Raw genomic sequence first — 20872 nt, forward strand, 5'->3', positions numbered from 1 at the left:
GAAGTCAGCCGCGCCGGACCGGCGACCGGACCACCGCCCGACAGATTGGATGAACATGGCACAGCAAACGGATTTCTCCCCCGCCCTGCTGGACTACGTCCGGACGGTTTCGCTGAGGGACGACGAGATCCTCAGCGACCTGAGGCGCGAGACCGCCGAACTGCCCATGGGTCTGGCCATGCAGGTCATGGCGGAGGAAGCCCAGTTCCTCGCCCTGCTGGTCGGGCTGAGCGGGGCGAGGACGGTCGTGGAGATCGGGACCTTCACCGGCTACAGCACACTGTGCATGGCGCGTGCCCTGCCCACGGACGGCCGTCTCATCACGGTGGACATCTCCGCGAGGTGGCCGATGATCGCAGAACCGTACTGGAAGCGCGCCGGAGTGGCCGAGCGGATCGAGTCCCGGGTCGGCCCGGCTGCCGACGTCCTGACCACCCTGCTGACCGATCTCGGCCCTGACGGCGCGGACCTGGTCTTCATCGACGCGGACAAGGCCGGCTACCCGCTCTACTACGAGAAGGCGCTGCGGCTGGTGCGCCCGGGCGGGCTGGTCGTGCTGGACAACACGGTCTTCTTCGGCCGAGTCCTGGACGAGAGCGCGCACGACGCGGACACCGCGGCCGTACGGGAACTGAACGCCGCCCTCCTCCACGACGATCGAGTGGACCTGGCGATGCTGTCCATGGCCGACGGCCTCACCCTGGCCCGGAAGAGGTGACCGCGGACCGGAGCGCGGGGGCGGCATGGGGCCGTCCCCGACCAGCTCCCAGGCTCCTGGGAACAGGCGCTCCCTGAGGAGCTCCGCTGGTACTTCGCCCAGGCGTCCGCGCAGCCGCTCACTGTAGGTGTTCTGCCCCGGCCCGGTCAGGGATTCCAATAGACGGTGCTGAATGTGCGGTCGAAGCGACGGGCCGCCAGGTCCGCGCGCTGGATTCCCCACTGCACGTCCGCGCCTTCCCGACCCCTGATGTCCGGGTTCCAGTGGGCCAGCAGAACCCAGTCCTCGACAGCGCCCGACACCGGCTCACCACCGCCCCACCGCCCCCGCTTCGCCAGCCGGAAGGCGCAGCTCGCGAGGATTTCCAGCGGGTCCCGGTCGGAGTCCTCCTGGTCCGCGTATCCGCCGATCTGCAGATGCCCTTCTCTGCCAGAGGTGTCGCACCAGACAGTGACCAGCTCGTCAGCATGCGGAAACCCGGGAAGCGGGTGGTACGGCAGGTCCGGTTCGGTTCTGGCTCTCAACTCGCCCTGCGGGTAGGAATCGACGATCTTCTGGTAGTAGTCATCGCCGGGGGCACCGTTCCAGGTGTTCTTGTCGCGTTCCTCCACCGATGTGTCGGCCGGGACGTAAATGGCCTGGCCGCAGTCGCCGTCGCCGTCCGTTTCATCGAGTGAGGCGAAGAGCAGCAGGCGTCCGTCGGGCGGCAGAGGGAGGTCCGTCGCGTCCTTCGGCAGCGCGGCGAAGTCGACGGACGCGAGGTACGGGTGCTCAGGGTCCGGGACCTCGGCGGGCAGCAGCAGCGGCCCGCCGAACCTGCCCGCGACCGGCCCGTCTCCGCCACCAGTGAGGACCGCGCAAGGCCGGACCTGGCCGATCCACCGGTCCACCTCTTCGGCCGGTAGCGGGTCTATGTCCTCCCACGGGTACCCCTCCTCAACGGCCCGCGTACGAAAGGGAATCAACATTTCACGAAGCTCGTCAGTCACACCGGCAACAGTAGTCCCCGCCACCGACAACCCCACGTCCCGCGGGACAACGAAGGCTTCGGTCAGCCAGATGTTCGCGCTGGACGCCTGGGAAGGATTCTTGCTTCCCCCGCCACCGGCACCCCCTCCGGAGGAGGACACACCCTGACACCGGCAGCCCGCGGTGATGCCGGTCTCGAGCGGGATGTCCCCACTACTGCTCCTCGGCCCGGTTGGTTCGCGCAGTGAACCAACCGGGGAAACGCGGGGAGCGGAAAGCACATCCGCGACGCGTTCTGTGATCACCGCAGGCGTGGTTGACAACCGCCTGACCTGCGGCGGGAATTCGCCCGCGGCAGCCTGCTCGGCAGGGCTGGGACAACGAGTTCGGGTACGTTCCCCGGCCCGCCATCCGGCCTGTCAAGACTCGAAGGCCTCCTGCCAGCGGGCAGGATCTACGCTGTGACCCGCGGCCACCGCACGATCGTTTGTCTTCCCACACCGATGATCAGCGGTGGCCCCAGCCTTCCCCGCAGCCGGTCCACCAGCAAGATCACGGCCTACCGCTGCAGTACCAAGTCGCGCTGATACCAGGGGCCCGACGTACCACCGAGGTCAGCCTGGTCAGCCTGGTCGGCCGGGCCGACCAGGACAAACCCGGCCTTGATCAGCACCCTCTGGGATGCGACATTCTCGCGGGATGTGCCCGCCCGCAGGGTGCGCAGCCCGTGCCGTGCCACCGCCAGCCGGCACAGCTCCCGGACGGTCGTGGTCGCCACGCCACGGCCGGCGACGTGCTGCGCGACCCGGTAACCGAGCTCAGCAGCGCCGTCTTCGAGGTCGTACAGGTTGAACCGGCCCAAAACCGAGCCGTCCTCGGCAACGAGCACGTAGAAGGCGCAGATGCCGGCCTCCTGCTCGGCCAGCAGGGCGCTGTACCGGTCGGTGAACCGGTCGAAGAAGTCGTCGCCGCGGTCGGGAACCGAGGCAGCGAAGTAGGCGCGGTTCGCCAGCTCGAAGGCCAGGACCGCCGGGGCGTGGTCAGCTTGCAGCCGCTTCAACTTGGGCATCGCCCGACCCTATCCGGAGGGTGCGTTCAGCAGCTGTAGTTGGGGATCTGCTCGACCCCGGCGGTGCTCAAAGTCCACAGTTGTCTCACGATGGAGCTCATCCTCGGGAAAGCCGGAACGGTGACAGGGCTCGTGGGCCCCGGACTCACGTACGTCGGTCACCGAAGTCAAAGACGGCAAGGGCAGGAGTTAAGAGGCTGTCCCGCCTCCGCTGCTGATCGTTGCGGGGTGCAGTAACTGGGGGCGCCGGACGGTGGGCTCATGTCCTGCGGCTGGTGACCGGTCGGGCGATTGAGGGGGCGTAGGGACAGCACGAGCGGACGGCCCGTCTGCGAGGCGACGCGACCCGCCCCTCCGGGGCGATGAGCGGAGACGCCCTGGAGCGGACCCAGCTCGTCCTGGGGGCGGGCGCCGGGCAGAGGCCGTACTCGGCGCGGAGCACCAGCTGACCCTCTCCTGCAAGATCGCGCTCGCCGGAGACCTACGCGCCGGGCGCGGCTGAAGGACGCGGACGTCATGGAGGAGGCGGCGTTGATCAGCCTGACCCGCACCCTCGGCACCCAACACCCGCAGACCGAGTCGGCCCGCCGGCGGGTCCGCCCGTCCTGGGACTTCGGGGCCCACCTGGGGTGACCGCCTCCGGACAGCACCGTCGGCGGGTCGGTGACGCCTCCTTTCAGGGCCGGATGCCGGCGGACGGTCACGAGCCGACTATGACCGGAACGCAAGTGTTCCGGGCGGTTGCCGACAGCAGTGCCGAGGACCACAGGCCCCTTTCCGGTGCATGAAAGGGCAACAGATTTGCCCGTACGGCACCCAATGGGACTCCTCACGAAGACGCTCGGAAAGCAGTAGTTGCAAGACGTTCACAACCAATCACTGCCTGATCCAGCCATCCACACGACTGCTGGTAGCGTGCCCGCCGTTCCACCCCACAGAACGAATTACTCGATCCTTGGATTTCGCTTCATGACTGGTACGCCAGACGAAACCTCCACGAACGCTTTCCTCCCGGGCGGACGCCGTCGGCACCGCAAGGCACGAGCGGGCCGCATCGGCGCGCGACGGGCCCTCGTGCTCGCGATGGCCGTGCCCGTGGCCTCCGCCACGCTGGCCGGTACCTCGGCCTTCGCCGCCGACGACAGCACCGCGAAGGCGCAGGGCATCTCGGTCGACGACCTCGACGCCGACGACGCGCAGTTGGTCAAGAACCTCAACGAGCGCGTCGCCGACGAGCGCCTGGGCTCCAACGTCAGTGGCGTGGTGATCGACGCCGACTCGGACACCGCCCTCTGGGACCACAACGGCTCCACCACCCTCATGCCGGCCTCCAACGCCAAGCTCGCCACGGCAACAACCGCCCTGACGCTGCTGGGCGCGAACCACGAGTTCACCACGAAGGTCGTGTACGGCGACGGCATCCTCACTCTCGTCGGCGGCGGTGACCGCACCCTCACCAGCGACGACGTCGCCGAGCTGGCCAAGACTGCCGGCGACGGGCTCAAGGCCGCGGGTCTGACCAATGTCAAGGTCCGTGTGGACGACAGCCTGTTCGCCGATCCGAGCCTCGCCAACGGCTGGAACGAGGGCTACTACCCCACCGAGGTCACGCCGGTCCGTTCGCTCGTCGTCGACGGCGCCGCCGTCAACGACACGGCGATCAACGCCGGCAACGTCTTCGCCGAGAAGCTCGCCGCGCAGGGCATCACCGTCGACGGAGACGTCAGCCGCGCGACGGCCAAGCAGTCCGACGTACCGGTGGCGCAGCACAAGTCGGCGCCGCTGTCGGACATCGTCAAGCAGATGCTCAAGACGAGCGACAACAACATCGCCGAGACCCTGCTGCGGATGTCCGCCGTGGAGCTGGGGAAGCCGGCCACTTTCGAGGGCGGCGTCGAGCTCGTCCGCCAGGTGCTGAGCTCGTACGGGGTGTCTCTCGACAACTTCGAGATGTACGACGGCAGCGGCCTCTCCCGTGCCGACCGCATCCCGGCCGCGGCCCTCGCACAGCTCCTCGACGCGATTACGGAGGCCCCCGCCCTGAGCTCGATCCTGGACGGTCTGCCGGTCGCCGGCGAGGCCGGTGCCAGCCTCGGCCCGGAGTGGGGCCGCTTCGACGACGCCAACTCCGAGTGCGCCGTGGGCAAAGTGCACGCGAAGACCGGCACGCTCACCGGGGCCGTCGCCCTGAGCGGTGTCACGCAGACCGAGAACGGCGAGTGGAGGATCTTCTCCTTCATCGAGAACAACTCGTCGGCCGACCCGAGCGACATCAAGGACGCCATGGACGGCCTCGCCGCGACCGTGAACGGCTGCTGGGCCTGATCGGTCACCGCGTCTGAAACATCGCACGACACGGTACGTCTGCGCGTCGCCCACCGGCGGCGCGCAGTCGCGTGAACCTCCCGGCCACTCCCGCTCGTTCACTCCCCTGAGCCGCCCGCGCAGGCGACTGGTTGAGGAGATTCGGTGGAAGATCTCGCGGACTCGATGGGTACCCCGCCACGACCGGGGGCCGTGGTTCTCGACCGCGACCCGGGTGCAGACGTACGTGGCCTTCCGGGCATGGCCGTCCGCTGGACGGACTGCCGGGTGCTCCGGAAACGGACCTGCCCCCGGTTGAGGCGGCTCCGGCGTGGTCGCCTCCTTGGCGGGAGAGGCACCCTTGTGCAGTTTGCGAACCGGATGCCTGGTCGGCGTGCCGGCTGAAGGCGAGGCACGATCTGCTGGTGGGCGGTGCCCTGATCGTGAGGGCCGGACGGCATCGGATATTCGGTGTTCTGCCCGCCCCATGGGACACAAGATGGTGCCCATGACCTTGGCCACCCCCATACTGCACACCGCGCGCCTGCGACTGCGACCCTTCACCGACGCCGACGCGGGCCCCCTCTACGCACTGCACAGCAGCGCCCATGTACTGCGCTACTGGGACTCCGCGCCGTGGACCGAACGGGCCCGCGCCGAGCACTTCATCGCTGTGTGCCGGAAGTTGGCGGACGAAGGCACCGGCGCGCGGGTGGCCATCGATCGTGCTTCTGACGGGGCCTTCGTCGGCTGGTGCGCTCTGGTCGAATGGGACCCGAACTACCGCAGTGCGTCGTTGGGCTACGTCCTCGACGATGCCATGTGGGGCCACGGCTACGCGACGGAGGCCGCGCACGCCTTGTTGCAGTGGGCATTCGACACACTGGACCTGAATCGAGTCCAGGCCGAGACCGATACGCGCAACGTGGCATCCGCCCGGGTACTGGAGAAGATCGGATTCGTACGTGAAGGGACATTGCGGGAACAATGCATCGTGAACGGCGAGGTGTCTGACACGTGGGTGTTCGGGTTGATCAGGCGAGAGTGGCGGCCGTCGTCCGTGCCGACTCCATCCCGCTGAGCAGTCGTTGAGTCCCTTCCCTCTCGGTTGACGGGGACCGGCTATGCCGGGTCTGGCGGTCTGCGGGGGCCAGGGCAGGCACCCGGTGTGTCTGCCCTGGCGTTCCGGACCGCGTCGTATCGCGGCTCACCGTCCGGGGCCTGCGGGCCGACTCAGCCGGGCGTGTTCCGCGGCGGTGATCACCGTCTCCCGTTCGGCCCGTTCCAGCAGGCCGGCTGCCAGCCACCGTGCACTCAGCTCCCGCACCGAACGCACGAATTCACGGTGCGACGCGAACGGGGACCGCGTCCACACGGCGTCGAGGAAGGTCCGGCCGTCGTCCGCCCGGCGGTTGGGAACGCCCGTTCGCTCGCTCCCGAAGACGATCTCCGGTTCGGACCGGCGGAAGTAGGCGTGGTACGCGGTGGTGTCACCGACGTGGAACGGCGCCAGGGCCGTGCCGTCGAGGGTGAAGTGCAGGGGCTTGTCGGCGGGACGGACCGCGCCGGAGAGATCGCCGCTGAGCGGCAGCCGGGAGTACAGGGAGACCTCACGAAGCTCGCGCGCGTCACTGTGGGCGGCGAGCAGCACCGGACCGTAGAACAGCGACTGTACGTCGGGGTCGTCCGGAGCAAGCCTGCTCGACGCGCAGCCGCAGCGGCAGCGTCACCTCGACGACGCCATCTACTTCACCGGCGGCCACAGGGTGATGTTCGACTTTCGCGGCCAGGACCTGGCCGCGTTGACGGCGCGGTTCCATGACAGCGGGCGGATCCCGGAACCTGGTCGCCGGCGCCCGCACGCTGGAATCCGCCCTGGAGCTGAGGAGCGCGCCGTGACCCCCGTGCTGGAACTCGCCGACGTGGCCGCCCGCTACCGCGGAGCCCGCGCCGACGTGGTCAGCGACGTGTTCCTCGCCGTAGACCCGGGGGAGAGCCTCGCCCTCGTCGGCGAGTCCGGCGCGGGCAAGACCACACTGCTGCGCCTGCTGCTCGGCCTCGCCCGCCCCACCGCAGGCACGGTCCGCTTCGACGGCGAGCCCCTGGCCCTGCGCCACGGGCAGCAGATGCGGCGCTTCAGGCGCAGCGTCCAGTGCGTCTTCCAGGACCCCTACTCCTCCCTCGACCCGCGCCGCCGCATCGGCTCGATCGTCGCCGAACCCCTGCGCTCCCTCGGCCTGGACACCCGGGCGGGCGCCGCCCCGAAGGTGTCCGCGGCGCTGGAGACGGTGGGGCTGCCGGCCGACGCCGCCGAGCGGTATCCGCACGAGTTCGCCGGCGGCCGGCGTCAGCGCATCGCCATCGCCCGGGCCACGGTGTGCGAGCCCCGTGTCCTGCTCGCCGACGAGCCCGTCAGTGCCCTGGACGTCACCACCCGCGTCAAGGTCGTCGACCTGCTGGCCGCACTGAAACGGGAACGCGGCCTGACGTTGGTGATGGTCTCCCACGACCTGTCCGTTGTGGCGGCCCTGTGCGAACGAACCGCCGTGCTGGAGCGCGGCGGTTCGTCGAACAGGGCGACACCGCACGTGTCCTCAGCGCCCCGCCCATCGGTACACCCGCCGCCTGATCGACAGCGTGCCCCGCTTGCCCGCCTGACGCCGGGGCGATTCAGTGTGCGCCCACGGCGCCCCGCTCGGCAGGAGGCAGCAGCAGCACCTCCAGAGCACGCGCGCACGTCCGCGCCTGGGCGAGGAACCACTCCCGGCGGTCGGTCGTGATCAGCTCGGGCGTGCCGCGCACCGCCAGCGCGAACCGCGCCGACTCGACGTGGTCCAGCACCGGCACGGCGATCGTGCAGATGCCTTGCGCGGACTCACCGTCGTTGAGCGCGTACCGTTCGGCCCGCACCCGCTGCAGCTCCGCCGCGAGATGGTCCCGGTGGACGATGGTGCGGTCGGTGAATGCCCGCAGCGGCGGCAGTGACTCGGCGCCGCCCTCGCCCGGCCGCGGCCAGGCGAGCAGTACCTTGCCCAGCGCCGTCGAGTGCAGCGGTCTGCGCAGCCCCACCTTCGGGGTGACCGAGCCCCCGGCCACGATGACCGCGTACGGTCCGCTGCGCAGGGCCAGGTCGGCCGTCGCGCCGGTGCGCCGGGCGAGGTCGGCCAGTTCCGGCGCGGCCAGGTGCAGGCCCCGCTGGTGGTAGGAGAGCCGGCCCAGCTCGGTCACGGCCGGCCCGAGCCGGTACCGGGCGGTCCTCGCATCCTGCTCCAGGAAGTCCGCGCTCAGCAGGGTCCGCGCCAGCCGGTGGGCGGTGGAGGTGGACAGCTCCAGCCTGCGGGCCATCTCCGACGCGCTGAGGTCAGGGGCGTTGCCGTGGAAGCAGTGCAGGATGTCCAGGGCGCGCCGCACCGCCCGCGCGCCCGTCACCGGGCTGTTCGTCACGCCCTCGACGTTCCCACATCGCGGGACCGGGCCCGAGCCCTCATGTCCTGTTGAAACAGGCTGTTCACGCTCATTCCCACAGGGCGGGAAGCGGCTTGTCGGTGGCTCGGCGGGTGTGCCACGCTGCGGACACGCCGCCGGAACGGTTCCGGCACCGGCACCGGCACCGGACGAGGGAGGACACCGTGCGCAACACCGCCGGCTTCCCCCGGTTCACCGCCCGTCGGCACGTCGACCTCGGACGCGTCTTCAGCGCCACCTGTCGCTGACCCGCACGCCCACCGCTGACGCACACCTCCTGACCGGCTCCCTGCCGCAGTCCCGGAGCGAGCCGTTCCCCTTCCTTTGTCCCCCTCCCGGCCTCCGTGCGCAGCACGCCCTGTCGCCGGGCAGACACCGAACCGTAGGCCCCCCGCACCAGTGGGACGGCCTTCTCGAGAAGAGCCCATGACACACATCCCCTTGCTCGACACGCTGTGGTTCACCCGCTGTCCCGTACCGACCGCGACCGGCATCGCCGCCGACCGGCACTGGCTGGCCGAGGAGTTCGCGCTCGACGGCATCGCCGTACGGTCCCTCCAGGACGCCGCCGTAGACGCCGACGCCCGCGGCACCCACTACACCCACGCCAGGCCCACCCTCATCCGCGAGGGCGGCAACGTCCCCGCCCTGTGGGCCCGTTCGCGGGGCGAGGCGACCCGGCTGATCGGCCTCACCTGGATCGAGGAACGGCAGACCGTCCTGGTCGCGCCCGGTTCCGGCATCCGTGGCGCCGCCGCGCTGCGCGGACTGCGGCTGGCCCTGCCCCGGCACCCGGTCCGCATCGACTTCTGGCGGGCCATGGCGATCCGCGGCTTCGAGGGCGCGCTCGCCTCCGCCGAGCTCGGCCTGGACGACACCCGCCCGGTCGACGTACCCGCCGACGGGCACCGCGGCCAGTGGGCGGCCGAACTCGCCGCACTCACCCGCGGCGACGTCGACGCCGTCTACGTCAAGGGCGCCGTCGCCGTCGAGGCGGCACGGCGGGCCGGCGCCGAGGTCGCCGTGGAGCTCGACGACCTGCCCGACCGGAGCCACCGCGTCAACAACGGCACCCCGCGGCCCATCACCGTGCACCAGCGGCTCCTGGAGGACCACCCCGACGTCGTCGACCGGTTCCTGGCCGTGCTGCTGCGCGCCGCCGACTGGGCCGCACGCCAGCCGGAGGAGGTGGCCCGCATCCTGGGCGCCGAGACGGGCGCCGGCGCGGCCGGCGTCAGCGGAGCCTACCGCCCCGGCACCCACCGCACCCTCCACCCCGACCTGTCCGACGACCGGCTCGGCCTGCTCGCCCTGCAGGAGGCGGCCCTGCGAGCCCACGGCTTCCTGCCCGGGCCCGTCGACGTACACACCTGGGCCGACCCCGGGCCCCTGACCCGCGCCCGGCAACTGCTCGGCGCGACACCGACTCCCCAGCCCTCCACCACCCCGTAGGACCGACATGCGCTTCCCGAGACTGACCCGGACCGCCCTGGCGACCGCCGCCGCGACCGCCGTCCTCGCCGGCTGCGGCACCTCCCAGGCCGACAGCGGCGCCGAGGGCACCGTCACCGTCCGCATCCCCGATCCCGGAAACAGCGGGGTGCTCGCCCTCGGCAAGAAGGACGGCACCCTCGCCAAGGCCCTGGCCGAGGTGAACGCCAAGGTCGAATGGACCGGCAGCGCGGGCCCCTTCGCCCCCGCCGCACAGTCCCTCAACGCGGACCGGCTCGACATCGCCACCGGATCGATCACCTCCGGCATCACCTCGCTGTCGCAGAAGGCCGGCTTCGAGTTCTTCACCGCGACCGCGCCCGACGGCGCCGGCGAGGGCATCCTCGCGAAGGACGGTTCGGGCATCGACTCGGTGCAGGACCTCAAGGGCCGGAAGGTCGCCGTCAACCAGGGCGGCACCGGCGAGTACCTGCTGCTGAAAGCCCTGGAGAAGGCCGGCCTCGACGCCGACGACGTCGAGCGCGTCCACCTCAAGCCCGACCAGACCGCCGGCGTCTTCAACGCCGGCAAGGTCGACGCCTGGGCCGTGTGGGCGACCTACTCCGTAGCCGAGATCGGCGGCGGCCAGGCGCACTTCGTCGCGGACGGGAAGGAGATCGGCTCCGACAACTACAGCCTCACCGCTGTCCGCACCGCCTTCGCCGAGGAGCACCCACAGGTCGTCAAGGCGCTCTACCAGTACCTGCACGACGGCAGCGTGAAGCAGAAGCGCGACCCCGAGGCCTACCTCAACGTCAACACCGACGCCGGGCCGCAGGCCCTCACCGGTGAGGCCAAGCGCGTACAGATCGAGTTCACCTCGCAGGGCGGCACCGTCGAACCGATCACGGACGCCGACGTCGAGCGGTTCCAGAACGTCGCCGCGTTCTACGCCGAGCAGAGGGTCACCAGGACTCGAGTGGACGTGGCATCCCACGTTCTGGACGTGACGACCCTGTCATGACGGCGGCCCGAGACACCCTCGCGCCCGCGGCGGCGGAACCCGATCTGGAGGCCCCGCGCGCTCATGTCCGGCGTCCCCGCCGACGCGCCCACACCCTGACCTTCCGGGCGCTGGGACCGCTCACCCTTCTGCTGCTGTGGTGGGCCGCCTCTGCGACGGGCCTGCTCACTCCGGACGTCCTTGCCTCACCGGCCGACGTCGTCCGTGCCGTCGGCGAACTGTGGGGCAACGGCCAACTGCCCGATGCCCTCACCACCTCTCTCACACGCTCCGGCACCGGGCTTCTCCTCGGCCTCACCGCCGGACTGACGCTCGGGGTGCTGACCGGCTACACCCGGCTCGGTGACGAACTCCTCGACTCCCCGATACAGACCCTGCGCACCATCCCGTTTCTGGCCCTGGTCCCGCTGTTCATGGTGTGGTTCGGCATCAACGAGATCGCGAAGATCCTCCTGATCGCCGTCGCCACCACCTTCCCCATGTACGTCTCCACCTCGGCCGGCGTCCGCGACACCGACCCGAAACTGGTCGAGGCGATGCGCAGCTTCGGGATGAGCCGGACCGCCGTCGTCCGCGAGGTCGTGCTGCCCGGCGCGCTGCCGTCCCTGCTGGCCGGGCTGCGGCTGTCCATGACGCTCAGCGTGATCGCCCTGATCGCCGCCGAGGAGATCAACACGACCGCCGGCGTCGGCTACCTCATGGCCCAGGCGCAGAGCTACGCCCGCACGGACATCCTCGCCGTGTGCATCCTCGTGTACGGCCTGTTCGGTCTCACCGCCGACGCGATCGTACGGCTGCTGGAACGCGTCCTCATGCCGTGGCGGGGGGCCGTCCGATGAGCGACGTCGTACGAGTCAGCGGCCTGCGCAAGGCGTTCGGTGCGCGCACCGTGCTGGACGGCCTCGACCTCACCATCGCGCGGGGTGAGTTCGTGGCGCTGCTCGGCGCGAGCGGCAGCGGGAAGACGACCCTGCTGCGCGTCCTCGGCGCCCTCGACGACGCCGACGCCGGCGAGGTCCTCGTCCCCCGGGCCCGCACGATCGTCTTCCAGGAACACCGGCTGGTCCCCTCCAAACGGGTCCTGGCCAACGTGACCGTCGCCCTGCCGCGCGGCGAGGCCGACCGCGGCCGGCGCGCCCTGGCCGAGGTCGGCCTGGAAAACCACGCCGATGCCTGGCCCGCCACGCTCTCCGGCGGCGAGGCCCAGCGCGTCGCCCTGGCCCGCGCCCTGGTGCGTCAACCGGAACTGCTGCTCCTGGACGAGCCGTTCGCCGCGCTCGACGCCCTCACCAGGCTGCGCATGCAGGACCTGGTGGGCCGACTGTGCCAGGCGCACCGCCCCGCCGTCCTCCTCGTCACCCACGACGTCGAGGAGGCCGTACGCCTCGCGGACCGCGTCTGCGTCCTGCGCGAGGGCCGCCTGGTCACCGACGAACCCGTGCGCATCGCCCGGCCCCGCGACCCCGGCGACCCGTCCTTCGCCGCCCTGCGCCGTCGCCTCCTCGCCGACCTCGGCGTGAACACACCCCGTCCCGACCCCGTCCCGACCGGAGCGAACTGAATGGCCATCACCATCGGCGTCCACGACAGCAACCCGACCCTCTACTACCTCTCCCGTCTCGACATCGCCGCCGAGGAACTGGCCACGGTCGGGGAGACGGTCGCCTTCCATCACTACACCAACGGTGTGCGCACCGGACAGCTCCTCACCGACGGCGTCATCGACTTCGGCGGCACCGGCTCCACCCCGCCCGTCACCGCCCAGGCCGCCGGGCACGACATCGTCTACGCCGCCGTGTCCGCGCCCCGCCCCGACCACGGCGCCCTCCTGGTCCCCGAGGACAGCCCCGTGGGGGACGTCACCGGCCTGAAGGCCGGCACCGTGCACCTGGCGATCGGCTCATGGCAGACCCACCTGATCGCCAAGGCCCTGGACGACGCCGGACTGTCCTACGCCACCGACATCACCGCCGAACGCAGCGGCCCCGACAGCGAGAAGCTGCTGCGCTCCGGGGACATCACCGCCTGGGTGGCACAGGGCCCGCAACTGGCCGCCGCCCTGCGCACCGGCGGTCTGCGCGTCCTGATCCGCACCGGCGACGTCATCACCGACCGGTCGGTGTTCTTCACCCGCCGCGACCTGGCCGAACAGCGGCCGGACGTGATGGAGGCGCTGCTGCGCGCGCTGCGCCGGGCCGACGCATGGGCCGAGGCACACTACCGGGAGGCCGCCGCGATCGCCGCCGACCACCAGGGCGGCACCGCCGACGACTGGGAGACCGCGCTGCGCGCCCTGCCCTGGCGGCTGGAGGACGTGAGCGAGGAGTTCCTCGCCGAACAGCAGCAGGCCGCCGACATCTTCGTACGGACCGGCTTCGTCGACCGCGCGGTGACGGTGGCCGACGCCGTCGCACGGCGAGCCTGAAAGGCCCCGAGCCCATGCCTGCGGAAGTCCTCTGGTACATCATCCCGCGCGAAGGCGCCTACCCCTGGGAGCCCGAAGGGCGGCGCCCCGTCGACCTCGGCTACCTCCAGCACCTCGCCGGCACCGTCGAGCGGCTCGGGTTCAGCGGCGCGCTGCTCGCCACCGACCTGTACGACGTGTGGCCGCTGGGCAGCGCCCTGTCCGCCGCCACCAGCCCCCGCTTCCAGCCCCTCCTGGCCGTCCACCCCGGCCTGATCTCACCCACCCTGCTCGCCAAGATGGCCCTGACCTTCGACACCCTCTTCCGCGGCCGGCTCCGCTTCAACGTGGTCAACGGCTCCACCAGGACGCTGCGCGAGTACGGCCTCACCGTGGAGCACGACGAACGCTACGAACTGAGCGCCGAGTACTGGTCGATCGTGAAGCGGCTCACCGCCGGCGAGGTCTTCGACCACCAGGGCCGCTTCTACGACCTCAAGGGCGCCGGGGCGTCCTTCGGCGACCTGAAGCCGGTGCAGACCCCCCACGTGCCGCTGTGGTTCGGCGGCTCCTCCGGACCCGGCATCGAGATGGCCGCCCGGCACGTCGACGTGTACCTCACCTGGGGCGAACCCCCGCACCTGCTCAAGGAGAAGCTCGACCGGGTACGCGAGCGGGCGGCGGCGTACGGGCGCACCCTGCGCATCGGGCTCCGGCTGCACCTCATCGTCCGGGACACCGAGGACGAGGCCTGGGCCGCCGCCGACCGACTCCTGGACGTCACCAGCGAGGAGACCTACGCCCGCCAACTCGGCGTCAAGACGGGCGAGGACGGGGTGGGCTGGCAGCGCCAGTTCCGTCAGCACGGCGGCCGGGTGCCCGCGCACGCCCGCGAACTGGAGAACCATCCCAACCTGTGGCCCGGCATGAGCCTCTTCCGCCCCGGCCCGGGCACCGCCGTGGTGGGCTCGACGGCTCAGGTGGTGGAGCGGCTCAAGGAGTACGAGGAACTCGGCGTGGACACCTTCATCCTCTCCGGGAACCCGCTGCTGGAGGAGGCGTACCGGGTGGCGGAGACGGTCCTGCCGAAGCTCGGCATCCGAAGCTGACCGGAGCCTGCGCCGGGGGCGCCGTTCATGCAGAACGGCGCCCCCGATGTCGTGCACGAGCGGCAGACCGAGACCACGAGCACTATGCGCCCCAGGCCCGCCGACCCACGGCTCTCCCACCCCCCACTCGGGCGACCGCACCGCCGTCGCCTTCGCCCGGGCGCGCGGCCGGACGCGGTGGTGGACCGCAGCACCTCGGAGTGGTGGTGGTTTTCGGCGGCGGCCGGGGAGAGGCCGGCGACGCCCACTGCCGCACCGCCGTGGGGGAGCGGACGGTGTTCCGTGTCAGCCCCGGCCGAGGACGCAGAACTCGTTGCCCGCCGGGTCGGCCAGGACGACCCAGGAGACGTCACCCTGACCCACGTCGGTCCGTACCGCACCGAGGCCTTCGAGCCGGGTGACCTCCCTCGCCTGATCCGCGACGGGGTCGGACATCACGTCGAGATGGACGCGGGTCCATGCGACCTCGTCGTCGGGCGTGCGGCGGAACTCCAGGTACGGGCCGACACCCTTGACGGAGCGCAGCAGAGCGCGGTCGTCGGTCAGCTCGTGGACGGTCCAGTCGATCGCCTCCCCCCAGAACCGGACCATGGCCCGTGGGTCGGCGCAGTCGACGACCACGGCGGCTATCGGCCCGGTGTCCCGGTAGAGCTCCCGGGGCTCCATGACGGTGAACACGTTGCCCTCCGGGTCGGCCAGCACCGTCCACGGCGCGTCGCCCTGGTCCACATCGGCGGGCGTCGCCCCGAGTTCTCTCAGCCGTGCGACCAACTCCGCCTGATGGGCGTCGGAGGTGGTGGCGAGCTCGAGGTGCACGCGGTACTTCACCGTCTCCGGGTCCGGGACGCGGACGAGATCGATGCAGACGGCGGACGGGTCCGGCCAGTCGAAGCCCACCGGTTCCAGGTTGGTGACGCCGGGGCCTTCGCTCGAAATACCCCAGCCGAGCGCCTCCGCCCAGAACCGGCCGAGCGCCGAGTCGTCCCGGGCCTTGAAGTTCACCTGAACAAGTTGCAGCGTCATGCCGCGTACCCTAGGTGATCTCCCATCGGGCAGGCGTGCGAATTTCAGGTCTCGGTCTCGGTATCCGGCTCAGTGCCCACTACCGGGCCGTGACCCTGCGTGCGGGCGCTGAGTGGTGCGGCCCTCACAAGGTCGACCGGCTGCCACGGCTGCGCGCCAAACTGCCCACACTGCGGTCCGCGCCGGACTTCCGCGCCACCCGGCCCGAGCACGCCGGCACACCGGTCGGAAGCGCCCCCGACCTCGCCCCGCACCCGCCCCCGCTGCTGGTTCTTCGACAGCGTGCTCGGCGAGGAGCAGCCAGTCGCCACGGGGCTTGAGCCGCACCCACACCGCGCCCGTCGCCGACAGGGCGTTCCGGCCTTCTCCTGGCAGGTCCGGGGGCGACTGTACGCGTGGCCAGGTCCGACTCGAGCCGGGGCGGGGGGCACCCGGGCATCCGCGCATCGGCTTCGATCAGAACTCACCCCCGCACTTCTTCGCCCTCAAGTGACACGCGTAACGCGACGGATATCCGGACCTCTTGACTCCGTAACGCGGGGAGTGGATCGTACGCGGGGCCACCCTCTGTACGTGTACACACCAAACGATCCGGAGGCGCCCGTGTGCGACTTGCACGACCCGAACGAGCACAGTCATGAAGCCACCGCCGCATCCGGCCTCAGCCGGCGACAGATCGTGCAACTGCTCGGCGCCGCGGGGATCGCCACCACGGCGGTGACCGCGACGGCCGACCCAGCGGTGGCGGCCACCGTCGACAGTGCCGTGGGCGTCACCGAGGCCGAGGCCGCGGCGTACACACCCCCCGAGGGTCTCGCCGAGGACTCGGCGGCCAAGCGGACCGCGCTCGCCTGGATCGAGCAGCATGCCTCACGGATCACGGACCTCAACGACGAAATCTGGGAACAGGCCGAACTCAGCCTTCGGGAGTGGAACTCCTCCCTCGCCCAGGCCGACTTCCTGCGCAAGTCCGGTTTCGACATCGAGTTCGGCACGGCGGGCTTCCCGACCGCCTTCACCGCGACCTACCGGCAGGGCAAGGGCGGCCCGGCCATCGGGTTCAGCGGCGAGTACGACGCCCTGCCCGGCCTGTCGCAGAAGGCCGGCGCCGGGGAACACGACCCGAGGGAGTACGTCCACGACCCCTTCGCCCCGGGATACGGCCCCGGCCACGGCTGCGGCCACTGCGCGCTCGGGACCGCTGCCGTCGCCGCTGCCGCCGCCGTCGCGGAGGCGGCCCGGCGCCACCGCCTCGACGTGACCGTCAAGTTCTTCGGCTCCACCGCCGAGGAGCAGCTCATCGGCAAGACGTACGCGGTCAGCCAGGGGGTGTACGACGGCTTGGACGCGTTCCTCGACTGGCACCCCTCGACCGGCAACGCGACCGGCTGGGGCACGTCCAACGCGATGACCGCCATCACCTTCACGTTCCTCGGTGTCGCCGGCCACGGCGGCACCCCGCTCGGCAACAAGAGCGCGCTGGACGCGGCCGTGATGATGGCGTCCATGTCGGAGTTCCTCCGCGAGGAGAGCATGGGTCCGTCCGCTCGTTTGCACTGGGTGATCAACAACGGCGGCGACATACCGAACGTCACCCCGGAGATCGCGCAGATCTCGTACTACGTCCGTGAGGGCAGCGTGGAGCGGGTCAACTCCCTGCTGGAGAAGGTGATCGCCGTCTCGGAGGCCGCCGCCCGGGCCAGCAGCACCTCCGTGCAGCACAAGATCACGTCCGCCTGCTGGAACCAGCTCCCCTCCAAGGCGTTCGCCGAGCTGATGTACGACAACATGCGGCAGATCGGCCCGCCGGAGTTCTCCGCCGAGGCGCAGCGTCTGGCCAAGGAGCTGCAGAAGTCCCTGGGGCTGCCGGAGTCGGGCCTTCACGACAAGATCAGCGAGCTGGCCCCGCCCAACCCGGTCTTCCTCGGTGGCGGATCCACCGACGTCGCCGACATCAGCTGGCAGGTACCCACCGTCTCCATGGGCGCGGCACTGGCGCCCATCGGCACGAAGATGCACACCTGGTCCACCGCTTCGTGCGCGGGTTCGACCCCAGGACACGCCGCTGTACGGGCGGCGGCCAAGTACCTGGCGGCCACGGCCGTCGACCTGCTGGTGAAGCCGGAGCTGCTGCGGGGCCTCAAGGAGGAGTTCGACAAGCGGCGCGGGGGAGTGGAGTGGCGGACGGCTCTCCCGGAGGGCTATGAGCCGCCGATGTACGAGCCGCCCGCCTGGTTCTTGAAGCGGACCGGTCAGAGCTGGCCGCCGCAGAACATCACGTGGCCGCCTCGGCGGATCGTCAGCAAGGAGAAGTTCTCCTCGCTCGGCCCCGCCCTCCAGCCGCAAACCTGACAGGTCGGTCCGGTCCAACGGTGTTACAGCGGGCGGCCGGCCGTTGTGGTCACCCGGCTGCCACGATGGCCGCCCGCCGCGCACCGGTGCCTCCGGCGGCCTGCGTGGTGTTCACGACGTCGAAGAAACCCCGGTCCGGGTGGCACCGGGGGAGAGGGCCAGCACCCCGTGGAGTGGTTACGGAGAGTCAAATCTTCGGTGCCATGCGATGCCTGTCGGGATGGGTACGAAGCTGGGGTGAGGTGAGTTCCAGGGCCCGGTTGTCGCGTCCGGCGCTCATGTGGTTGAGCCAGCGTTCGTACCAGTCGAGGAAGTCGGTGGCGGAGGAGACGTTGGGACCCCAGAACCCGTCGCTGTTGCCGATGAGGACGCGGCCGGTGAGGGGACCGGTCACCGCGATGACGCATACGTCGGTGCAGCCCATTTCGATGACGTGGAGGAAGAGGTCGGGTCCGTGCCCCCCGGGTTCTGCGTCGTCGAATCCGCGGGGTGTCCCCGGTTCCTCACGCGGGTTCATGACCAGCAGGGAACACCGCTCCAGCGGCATGAGGCCGTAAAACGGCGCCGCGCCTGAGCCGCCGATGTGCGTGAGGAACTGCCGGTAGGCGTCGGGCAGGGCGATGTCGTGCTCGGCCTCGAACGCAGCGACGCGTGCTTCTGCCGGCTTCGGACCGAGGCGGAACTTGTGTTGCTTTTCTCCGAAGGAGTGGCTGCGCAGTGGTTGGAACGGGATCGCGGCCAGCTTGCGACGCAGGCGGGGTATGCGGGGATCCATGGTGCATCTTCTCTCGTCCCCGTCACCCTATGGGTGGCTGTGGTCAGCTGGCCAGAAGAGCCCGCTTCCTCAGGAGAGCGAAGCCGGCCCGGCCGAACATCTGGCGTTTGAGCATCTTGATCCGGTTGACGTGTCCTTCGACGATGCCGGAGTTCCAGGGCAGGGTGAGCCCGGCAATGACGGCATCACGGTCACGTTCGATGCCTGCGGCGAGGGTGTGAAGGCTGGGGAGGTCGTCGCGCCGGACGGCGTCGAGCCACTGCGGAAGCCGTTCGCCCTGGCGCTCGGTGAGCATCTGGGCGAAGGACCGGACGTGAGTGGTGAGGGCGTCGGGTTCGGGGCAGTGGACCAAGTCTGCCTTGAGCCGAAGGTGGTCGATCTCAGGGAGGGTCTCGGGGCGCCGGAGGATCCGGCGGGCGACGACGCGGGGGTGACGGTGGCCGAGCTGTGATCGGGTTGGGAGAGGTCCTCTTCTCCCGGAAGTAGGCGCGAACCCGCTGGTAGCTGCCCTGATAGCCGAGCGGCACGATCTCTTCCCATACCGTCCAGGCGTTCGTGCCGCTCTGGTTCCAGCGGTCATCCAGGTAGGGCTTGAACGCGTCCAGCTTGGACGGCCGGCCCTGCCACTGCCCGCGGAAGAGGTCCTCCGGGGTGGCTGCGTCGGCGAAGAGTTCGACGGTACGCGAGGTCATGCGGAATTGGCGGCCAATCGCCCTCCGACCGAGTCCGGCGGTCAGCAGTTCGTGGACAGTCGCGTGTTGGCTCGGGTTCGGTCGGCGAAGCGGTGTCCCCTTGGCCAGGGCGAGCCGGACGGGTCTTCGAACTTCTCCAGCTCGGGGGCAGGCTGGGCTGGATCTGGCGCCAGCACCCGCAGGCATCCGCGGTGGTCCGCGACGCAACGCTCGGCCGCTTCGCTCAGGTTGTGCCGGAGAGGCCACCTGTCCGCCACCTGCACCGCCTGGGGCGCACCGGCGGTTGCGCCTTCTGCGAAGAACGGTGCCCGATCGCGGCAGACCACCTCCACCCCTGGCCGCTTCGCGAGCCAAGCGGCCAGGCTGAAGGCTCCCCCGGTCGGGCAGCAGGTCCACCGGGCGTCGGCTTTCGACGTCGACCAGGACGGTCCCGTAGTGGCGGCCTTTGCGGGTGGCGTACTCATCGACGCCGACGACGCGCGGGGCGGGAACTTCCGGGACGGGCAAGGATTCGACCAGCCGCAGCACCGTGCTGCGGCTAACGGACAAGCCAGAGACTCTCGCCATGCGGGCCCCGGCCCGACCGGCGAGCGCGAGGCCGACCGCAGCCAGCGTCGACCGCAGGCGCTCGGTCCGCCGGCCGTACCGACGGGTCAGCCCCGGCTTCTGCTCGACGAAGGTCCGCCGCCCGCATGAGATGACCGGGCAGAGGAACCTGCGGACCCCCGCAGACATAGGACGACCCGTCTGCCACCGCTGGGCACATCAGCGGGAAACCGCAGGTAAGAGCTGTGAATCCGCCGTGACCAGCTTCCACAGCCAGGGCAATCGGACCCGGCCACCGTCCTCTGGCCTCGATACGTACGGCTTCGTCGGTCACGTCGACCGACAGCACAGCCACGTCCGAGATCGACGGGAACAGTAACTCCTCCAGCCGGAGCACTACTTCTTCCACGGGCCGAATTGTCAGCCACACCGCACTGGGGACGAGTCATTCTCAGGCAGCTTCCCGAGGCCCCGCCCGCCCGAGCCTCGTCACTCAGCGTGCACGCTTCACGGAAAGTGAGCCAGAACGCAAACTCGTGAACAACGCCACGGCCATGCTCGCCACGTTGACCGATAGCCCTCGGCGCCGTACGCACTTGGTCGCGATCCGGCTGCAACGGTGGAACCGAGGTTGGAAGGTCCTCGCTGTCTCGAACAGGTCGGGCGGCAGCGGGTGTGAGGGCCTCCCGGGATGCGCCGGAAGTGGCTGACCTGCCCGTTCACTCCGCCCTTCTCGCGGGCGCCGCACAGACCCGACTCGCAGGGGAATGAGATGAACCCGTAGAACTCGCGCAGCGCCGTCCACTTCGGATTCTTCTCCCGCAGCCGGCGGCGGGAGGACAAGGAGGACGACCTGGCGAACGGCCGGGGTGCGGTAGTCACAGTGCATATGGATGAGGGACGTGTTCTTCGGTGGTGGCCTGCGCCCCGGACCTCCGCTGCACGATCGTGCCTTCGCGTCCGGCACCGGACGGTGCTGACCGGACGTTAG

At 70.4% G+C, this 20872-nt stretch carries 17 protein-coding genes and 1 pseudogene; 11 read left to right on the top strand and 7 right to left on the bottom strand.

The genetic code is table 11. The annotated features are described in order from the left end of the window. Positions 1 to 55 precede the first annotated feature (55 nt). On the top strand, positions 56 to 718 hold the full coding sequence (locus RM812_RS18800) for an O-methyltransferase (protein ID WP_311573837.1): 663 nt from the start codon (positions 56 to 58) through the stop codon (positions 716 to 718). Positions 719 to 864: 146 nt separating this feature from the next. On the opposite strand, the gene RM812_RS18805 is transcribed toward RM812_RS18800, so the two are convergent. Both RM812_RS18805 and RM812_RS18810 read right to left on the bottom strand, forming a co-directional pair. Next, positions 865 to 1992: a DUF1963 domain-containing protein gene (locus RM812_RS18805; RefSeq protein ID WP_311573839.1), complete on the bottom strand. Its 1128-nt coding sequence runs from the start codon at positions 1990 to 1992 to the stop codon at positions 865 to 867. Positions 1993 to 2246: 254 nt separating this feature from the next. Beyond that, entirely contained in the window at positions 2247 to 2756 is a 510-nt protein-coding gene (locus RM812_RS18810; RefSeq protein WP_311573841.1) for a GNAT family N-acetyltransferase, read from the bottom strand. 969 nt (positions 2757 to 3725) lie between these two features. Between RM812_RS18810 and dacB the strand changes: the two genes are divergently transcribed. Together dacB and RM812_RS18820 are read left to right on the top strand one after the other, a co-directional pair. Continuing rightward, positions 3726 to 5081 carry a D-alanyl-D-alanine carboxypeptidase/D-alanyl-D-alanine endopeptidase gene (gene dacB / locus RM812_RS18815; RefSeq protein WP_311573843.1) on the top strand — a complete coding sequence of 452 codons (1356 nt, stop codon included), beginning with the start codon at positions 3726 to 3728 and terminating at the stop codon, positions 5079 to 5081. Between the two features lie 487 nt (positions 5082 to 5568). Then, positions 5569 to 6141, top strand: coding sequence for a GNAT family N-acetyltransferase (locus tag RM812_RS18820; protein WP_311573845.1), 573 nt, complete (start codon positions 5569 to 5571; stop codon positions 6139 to 6141). Positions 6142 to 6267: 126 nt separating this feature from the next. Here the strand turns inward: RM812_RS18820 and RM812_RS18825 are convergent, their stop codons facing one another. Beyond that, a complete protein-coding gene (locus tag RM812_RS18825; RefSeq protein ID WP_311573847.1) occupies positions 6268 to 6711 on the bottom strand; it encodes a hypothetical protein in 444 nt (147 codons plus the stop codon). A gap of 244 nt (positions 6712 to 6955) precedes the next feature. On the opposite strand from RM812_RS18825, the gene RM812_RS18830 reads away from it, so the two are divergent. Then, positions 6956 to 7840, top strand: coding sequence for an ABC transporter ATP-binding protein (locus RM812_RS18830; RefSeq protein ID WP_311573849.1), 885 nt, complete (start codon positions 6956 to 6958; stop codon positions 7838 to 7840). Here RM812_RS18830 and RM812_RS18835 read toward each other — a convergent pair. Then, positions 7731 to 8504 (bottom strand): IclR family transcriptional regulator, encoded by a 774-nt coding sequence (locus RM812_RS18835; protein ID WP_311573851.1) that lies wholly within the window; start codon positions 8502 to 8504, stop codon positions 7731 to 7733. The two genes, RM812_RS18830 and RM812_RS18835, sit on opposite strands and share 110 nt — an antisense overlap. Before the next feature lie 447 nt (positions 8505 to 8951). Between RM812_RS18835 and RM812_RS18840 the strand changes: the two genes are divergently transcribed. Genes RM812_RS18840 through RM812_RS18865 form a run of 6 tightly spaced genes read left to right on the top strand, consistent with a single transcriptional unit; the run spans position 8952 to position 14493 of the window. Next, a complete protein-coding gene (locus tag RM812_RS18840) occupies positions 8952 to 9977 on the top strand; it encodes an ABC transporter substrate-binding protein (RefSeq protein WP_311573853.1) in 1026 nt (341 codons plus the stop codon). A gap of 7 nt (positions 9978 to 9984) precedes the next feature. Beyond that, positions 9985 to 10980, top strand: a complete 996-nt coding sequence (locus tag RM812_RS18845; RefSeq protein ID WP_311573855.1) for an NrtA/SsuA/CpmA family ABC transporter substrate-binding protein — start codon at positions 9985 to 9987, stop codon at positions 10978 to 10980. Beyond that, positions 10977 to 11819: an ABC transporter permease gene (locus RM812_RS18850; RefSeq protein WP_311573857.1), complete on the top strand. Its 843-nt coding sequence runs from the start codon at positions 10977 to 10979 to the stop codon at positions 11817 to 11819. The genes RM812_RS18845 and RM812_RS18850 overlap by 4 nt, the downstream gene beginning before the upstream one ends. Then, a complete protein-coding gene (locus RM812_RS18855) occupies positions 11816 to 12541 on the top strand; it encodes an ABC transporter ATP-binding protein (protein ID WP_311573859.1) in 726 nt (241 codons plus the stop codon). Before RM812_RS18850 ends, RM812_RS18855 begins: the two co-directional genes overlap by 4 nt. After that, on the top strand, positions 12542 to 13405 hold the full coding sequence (locus RM812_RS18860) for an ABC transporter substrate-binding protein (RefSeq protein WP_311573861.1): 864 nt from the start codon (positions 12542 to 12544) through the stop codon (positions 13403 to 13405). Between the two features lie 14 nt (positions 13406 to 13419). Next, positions 13420 to 14493, top strand: coding sequence for an LLM class flavin-dependent oxidoreductase (locus tag RM812_RS18865; RefSeq protein ID WP_311573863.1), 1074 nt, complete (start codon positions 13420 to 13422; stop codon positions 14491 to 14493). A gap of 285 nt (positions 14494 to 14778) precedes the next feature. Here the strand turns inward: RM812_RS18865 and RM812_RS18870 are convergent, their stop codons facing one another. Further along, positions 14779 to 15516 (bottom strand): VOC family protein, encoded by a 738-nt coding sequence (locus RM812_RS18870; RefSeq protein ID WP_311573865.1) that lies wholly within the window; start codon positions 15514 to 15516, stop codon positions 14779 to 14781. 573 nt (positions 15517 to 16089) lie between these two features. Here RM812_RS18870 and RM812_RS18875 point away from each other — a divergent pair. After that, entirely contained in the window at positions 16090 to 17868 is a 1779-nt protein-coding gene (locus tag RM812_RS18875; protein ID WP_311573866.1) for an amidohydrolase, read from the top strand. 187 nt (positions 17869 to 18055) lie between these two features. Here RM812_RS18875 and RM812_RS18880 read toward each other — a convergent pair whose 3' ends face one another. Both RM812_RS18880 and RM812_RS43360 read right to left on the bottom strand, forming a co-directional pair. Next, on the bottom strand, positions 18056 to 18643 hold the full coding sequence (locus RM812_RS18880; protein WP_311573868.1) for an SMI1/KNR4 family protein: 588 nt from the start codon (positions 18641 to 18643) through the stop codon (positions 18056 to 18058). Between the two features lie 43 nt (positions 18644 to 18686). Further along, positions 18687 to 20290: pseudogene (locus tag RM812_RS43360) on the bottom strand (ISL3 family transposase). Positions 20291 to 20872 lie beyond the last annotated feature (582 nt).

The organism is Streptomyces lancefieldiae (assembly GCF_031845825.1).
Taxonomy (GTDB): domain Bacteria; phylum Actinomycetota; class Actinomycetes; order Streptomycetales; family Streptomycetaceae; genus Streptomyces; species Streptomyces lancefieldiae.

Bases quoted from the DNA above. Each gene is read 5' to 3' on its own strand.
- RM812_RS18800 (WP_311573837.1), top strand. From the start codon at position 56: ATGGCACAGCAAACGGATTTCTCCCCCGCCCTGCTGGACTACGTCCGG.
- RM812_RS18810 (WP_311573841.1), bottom strand. From the start codon at position 2,756: ATGCCCAAGTTGAAGCGGCTGCAAGCTGACCACGCCCCGGCGGTCCTG.
- dacB (WP_311573843.1), top strand. From the start codon at position 3,726: ATGACTGGTACGCCAGACGAAACCTCCACGAACGCTTTCCTCCCGGGC.
- RM812_RS18820 (WP_311573845.1), top strand. From the start codon at position 5,569: ATGACCTTGGCCACCCCCATACTGCACACCGCGCGCCTGCGACTGCGA.
- RM812_RS18840 (WP_311573853.1), top strand. From the start codon at position 8,952: ATGACACACATCCCCTTGCTCGACACGCTGTGGTTCACCCGCTGTCCC.
- RM812_RS18845 (WP_311573855.1), top strand. From the start codon at position 9,985: ATGCGCTTCCCGAGACTGACCCGGACCGCCCTGGCGACCGCCGCCGCG.
- RM812_RS18850 (WP_311573857.1), top strand. From the start codon at position 10,977: ATGACGGCGGCCCGAGACACCCTCGCGCCCGCGGCGGCGGAACCCGAT.
- RM812_RS18855 (WP_311573859.1), top strand. From the start codon at position 11,816: ATGAGCGACGTCGTACGAGTCAGCGGCCTGCGCAAGGCGTTCGGTGCG.
- RM812_RS18860 (WP_311573861.1), top strand. From the start codon at position 12,542: ATGGCCATCACCATCGGCGTCCACGACAGCAACCCGACCCTCTACTAC.
- RM812_RS18865 (WP_311573863.1), top strand. From the start codon at position 13,420: ATGCCTGCGGAAGTCCTCTGGTACATCATCCCGCGCGAAGGCGCCTAC.
- RM812_RS18870 (WP_311573865.1), bottom strand. From the start codon at position 15,516: ATGACGCTGCAACTTGTTCAGGTGAACTTCAAGGCCCGGGACGACTCG.
- RM812_RS18880 (WP_311573868.1), bottom strand. From the start codon at position 18,643: ATGGATCCCCGCATACCCCGCCTGCGTCGCAAGCTGGCCGCGATCCCG.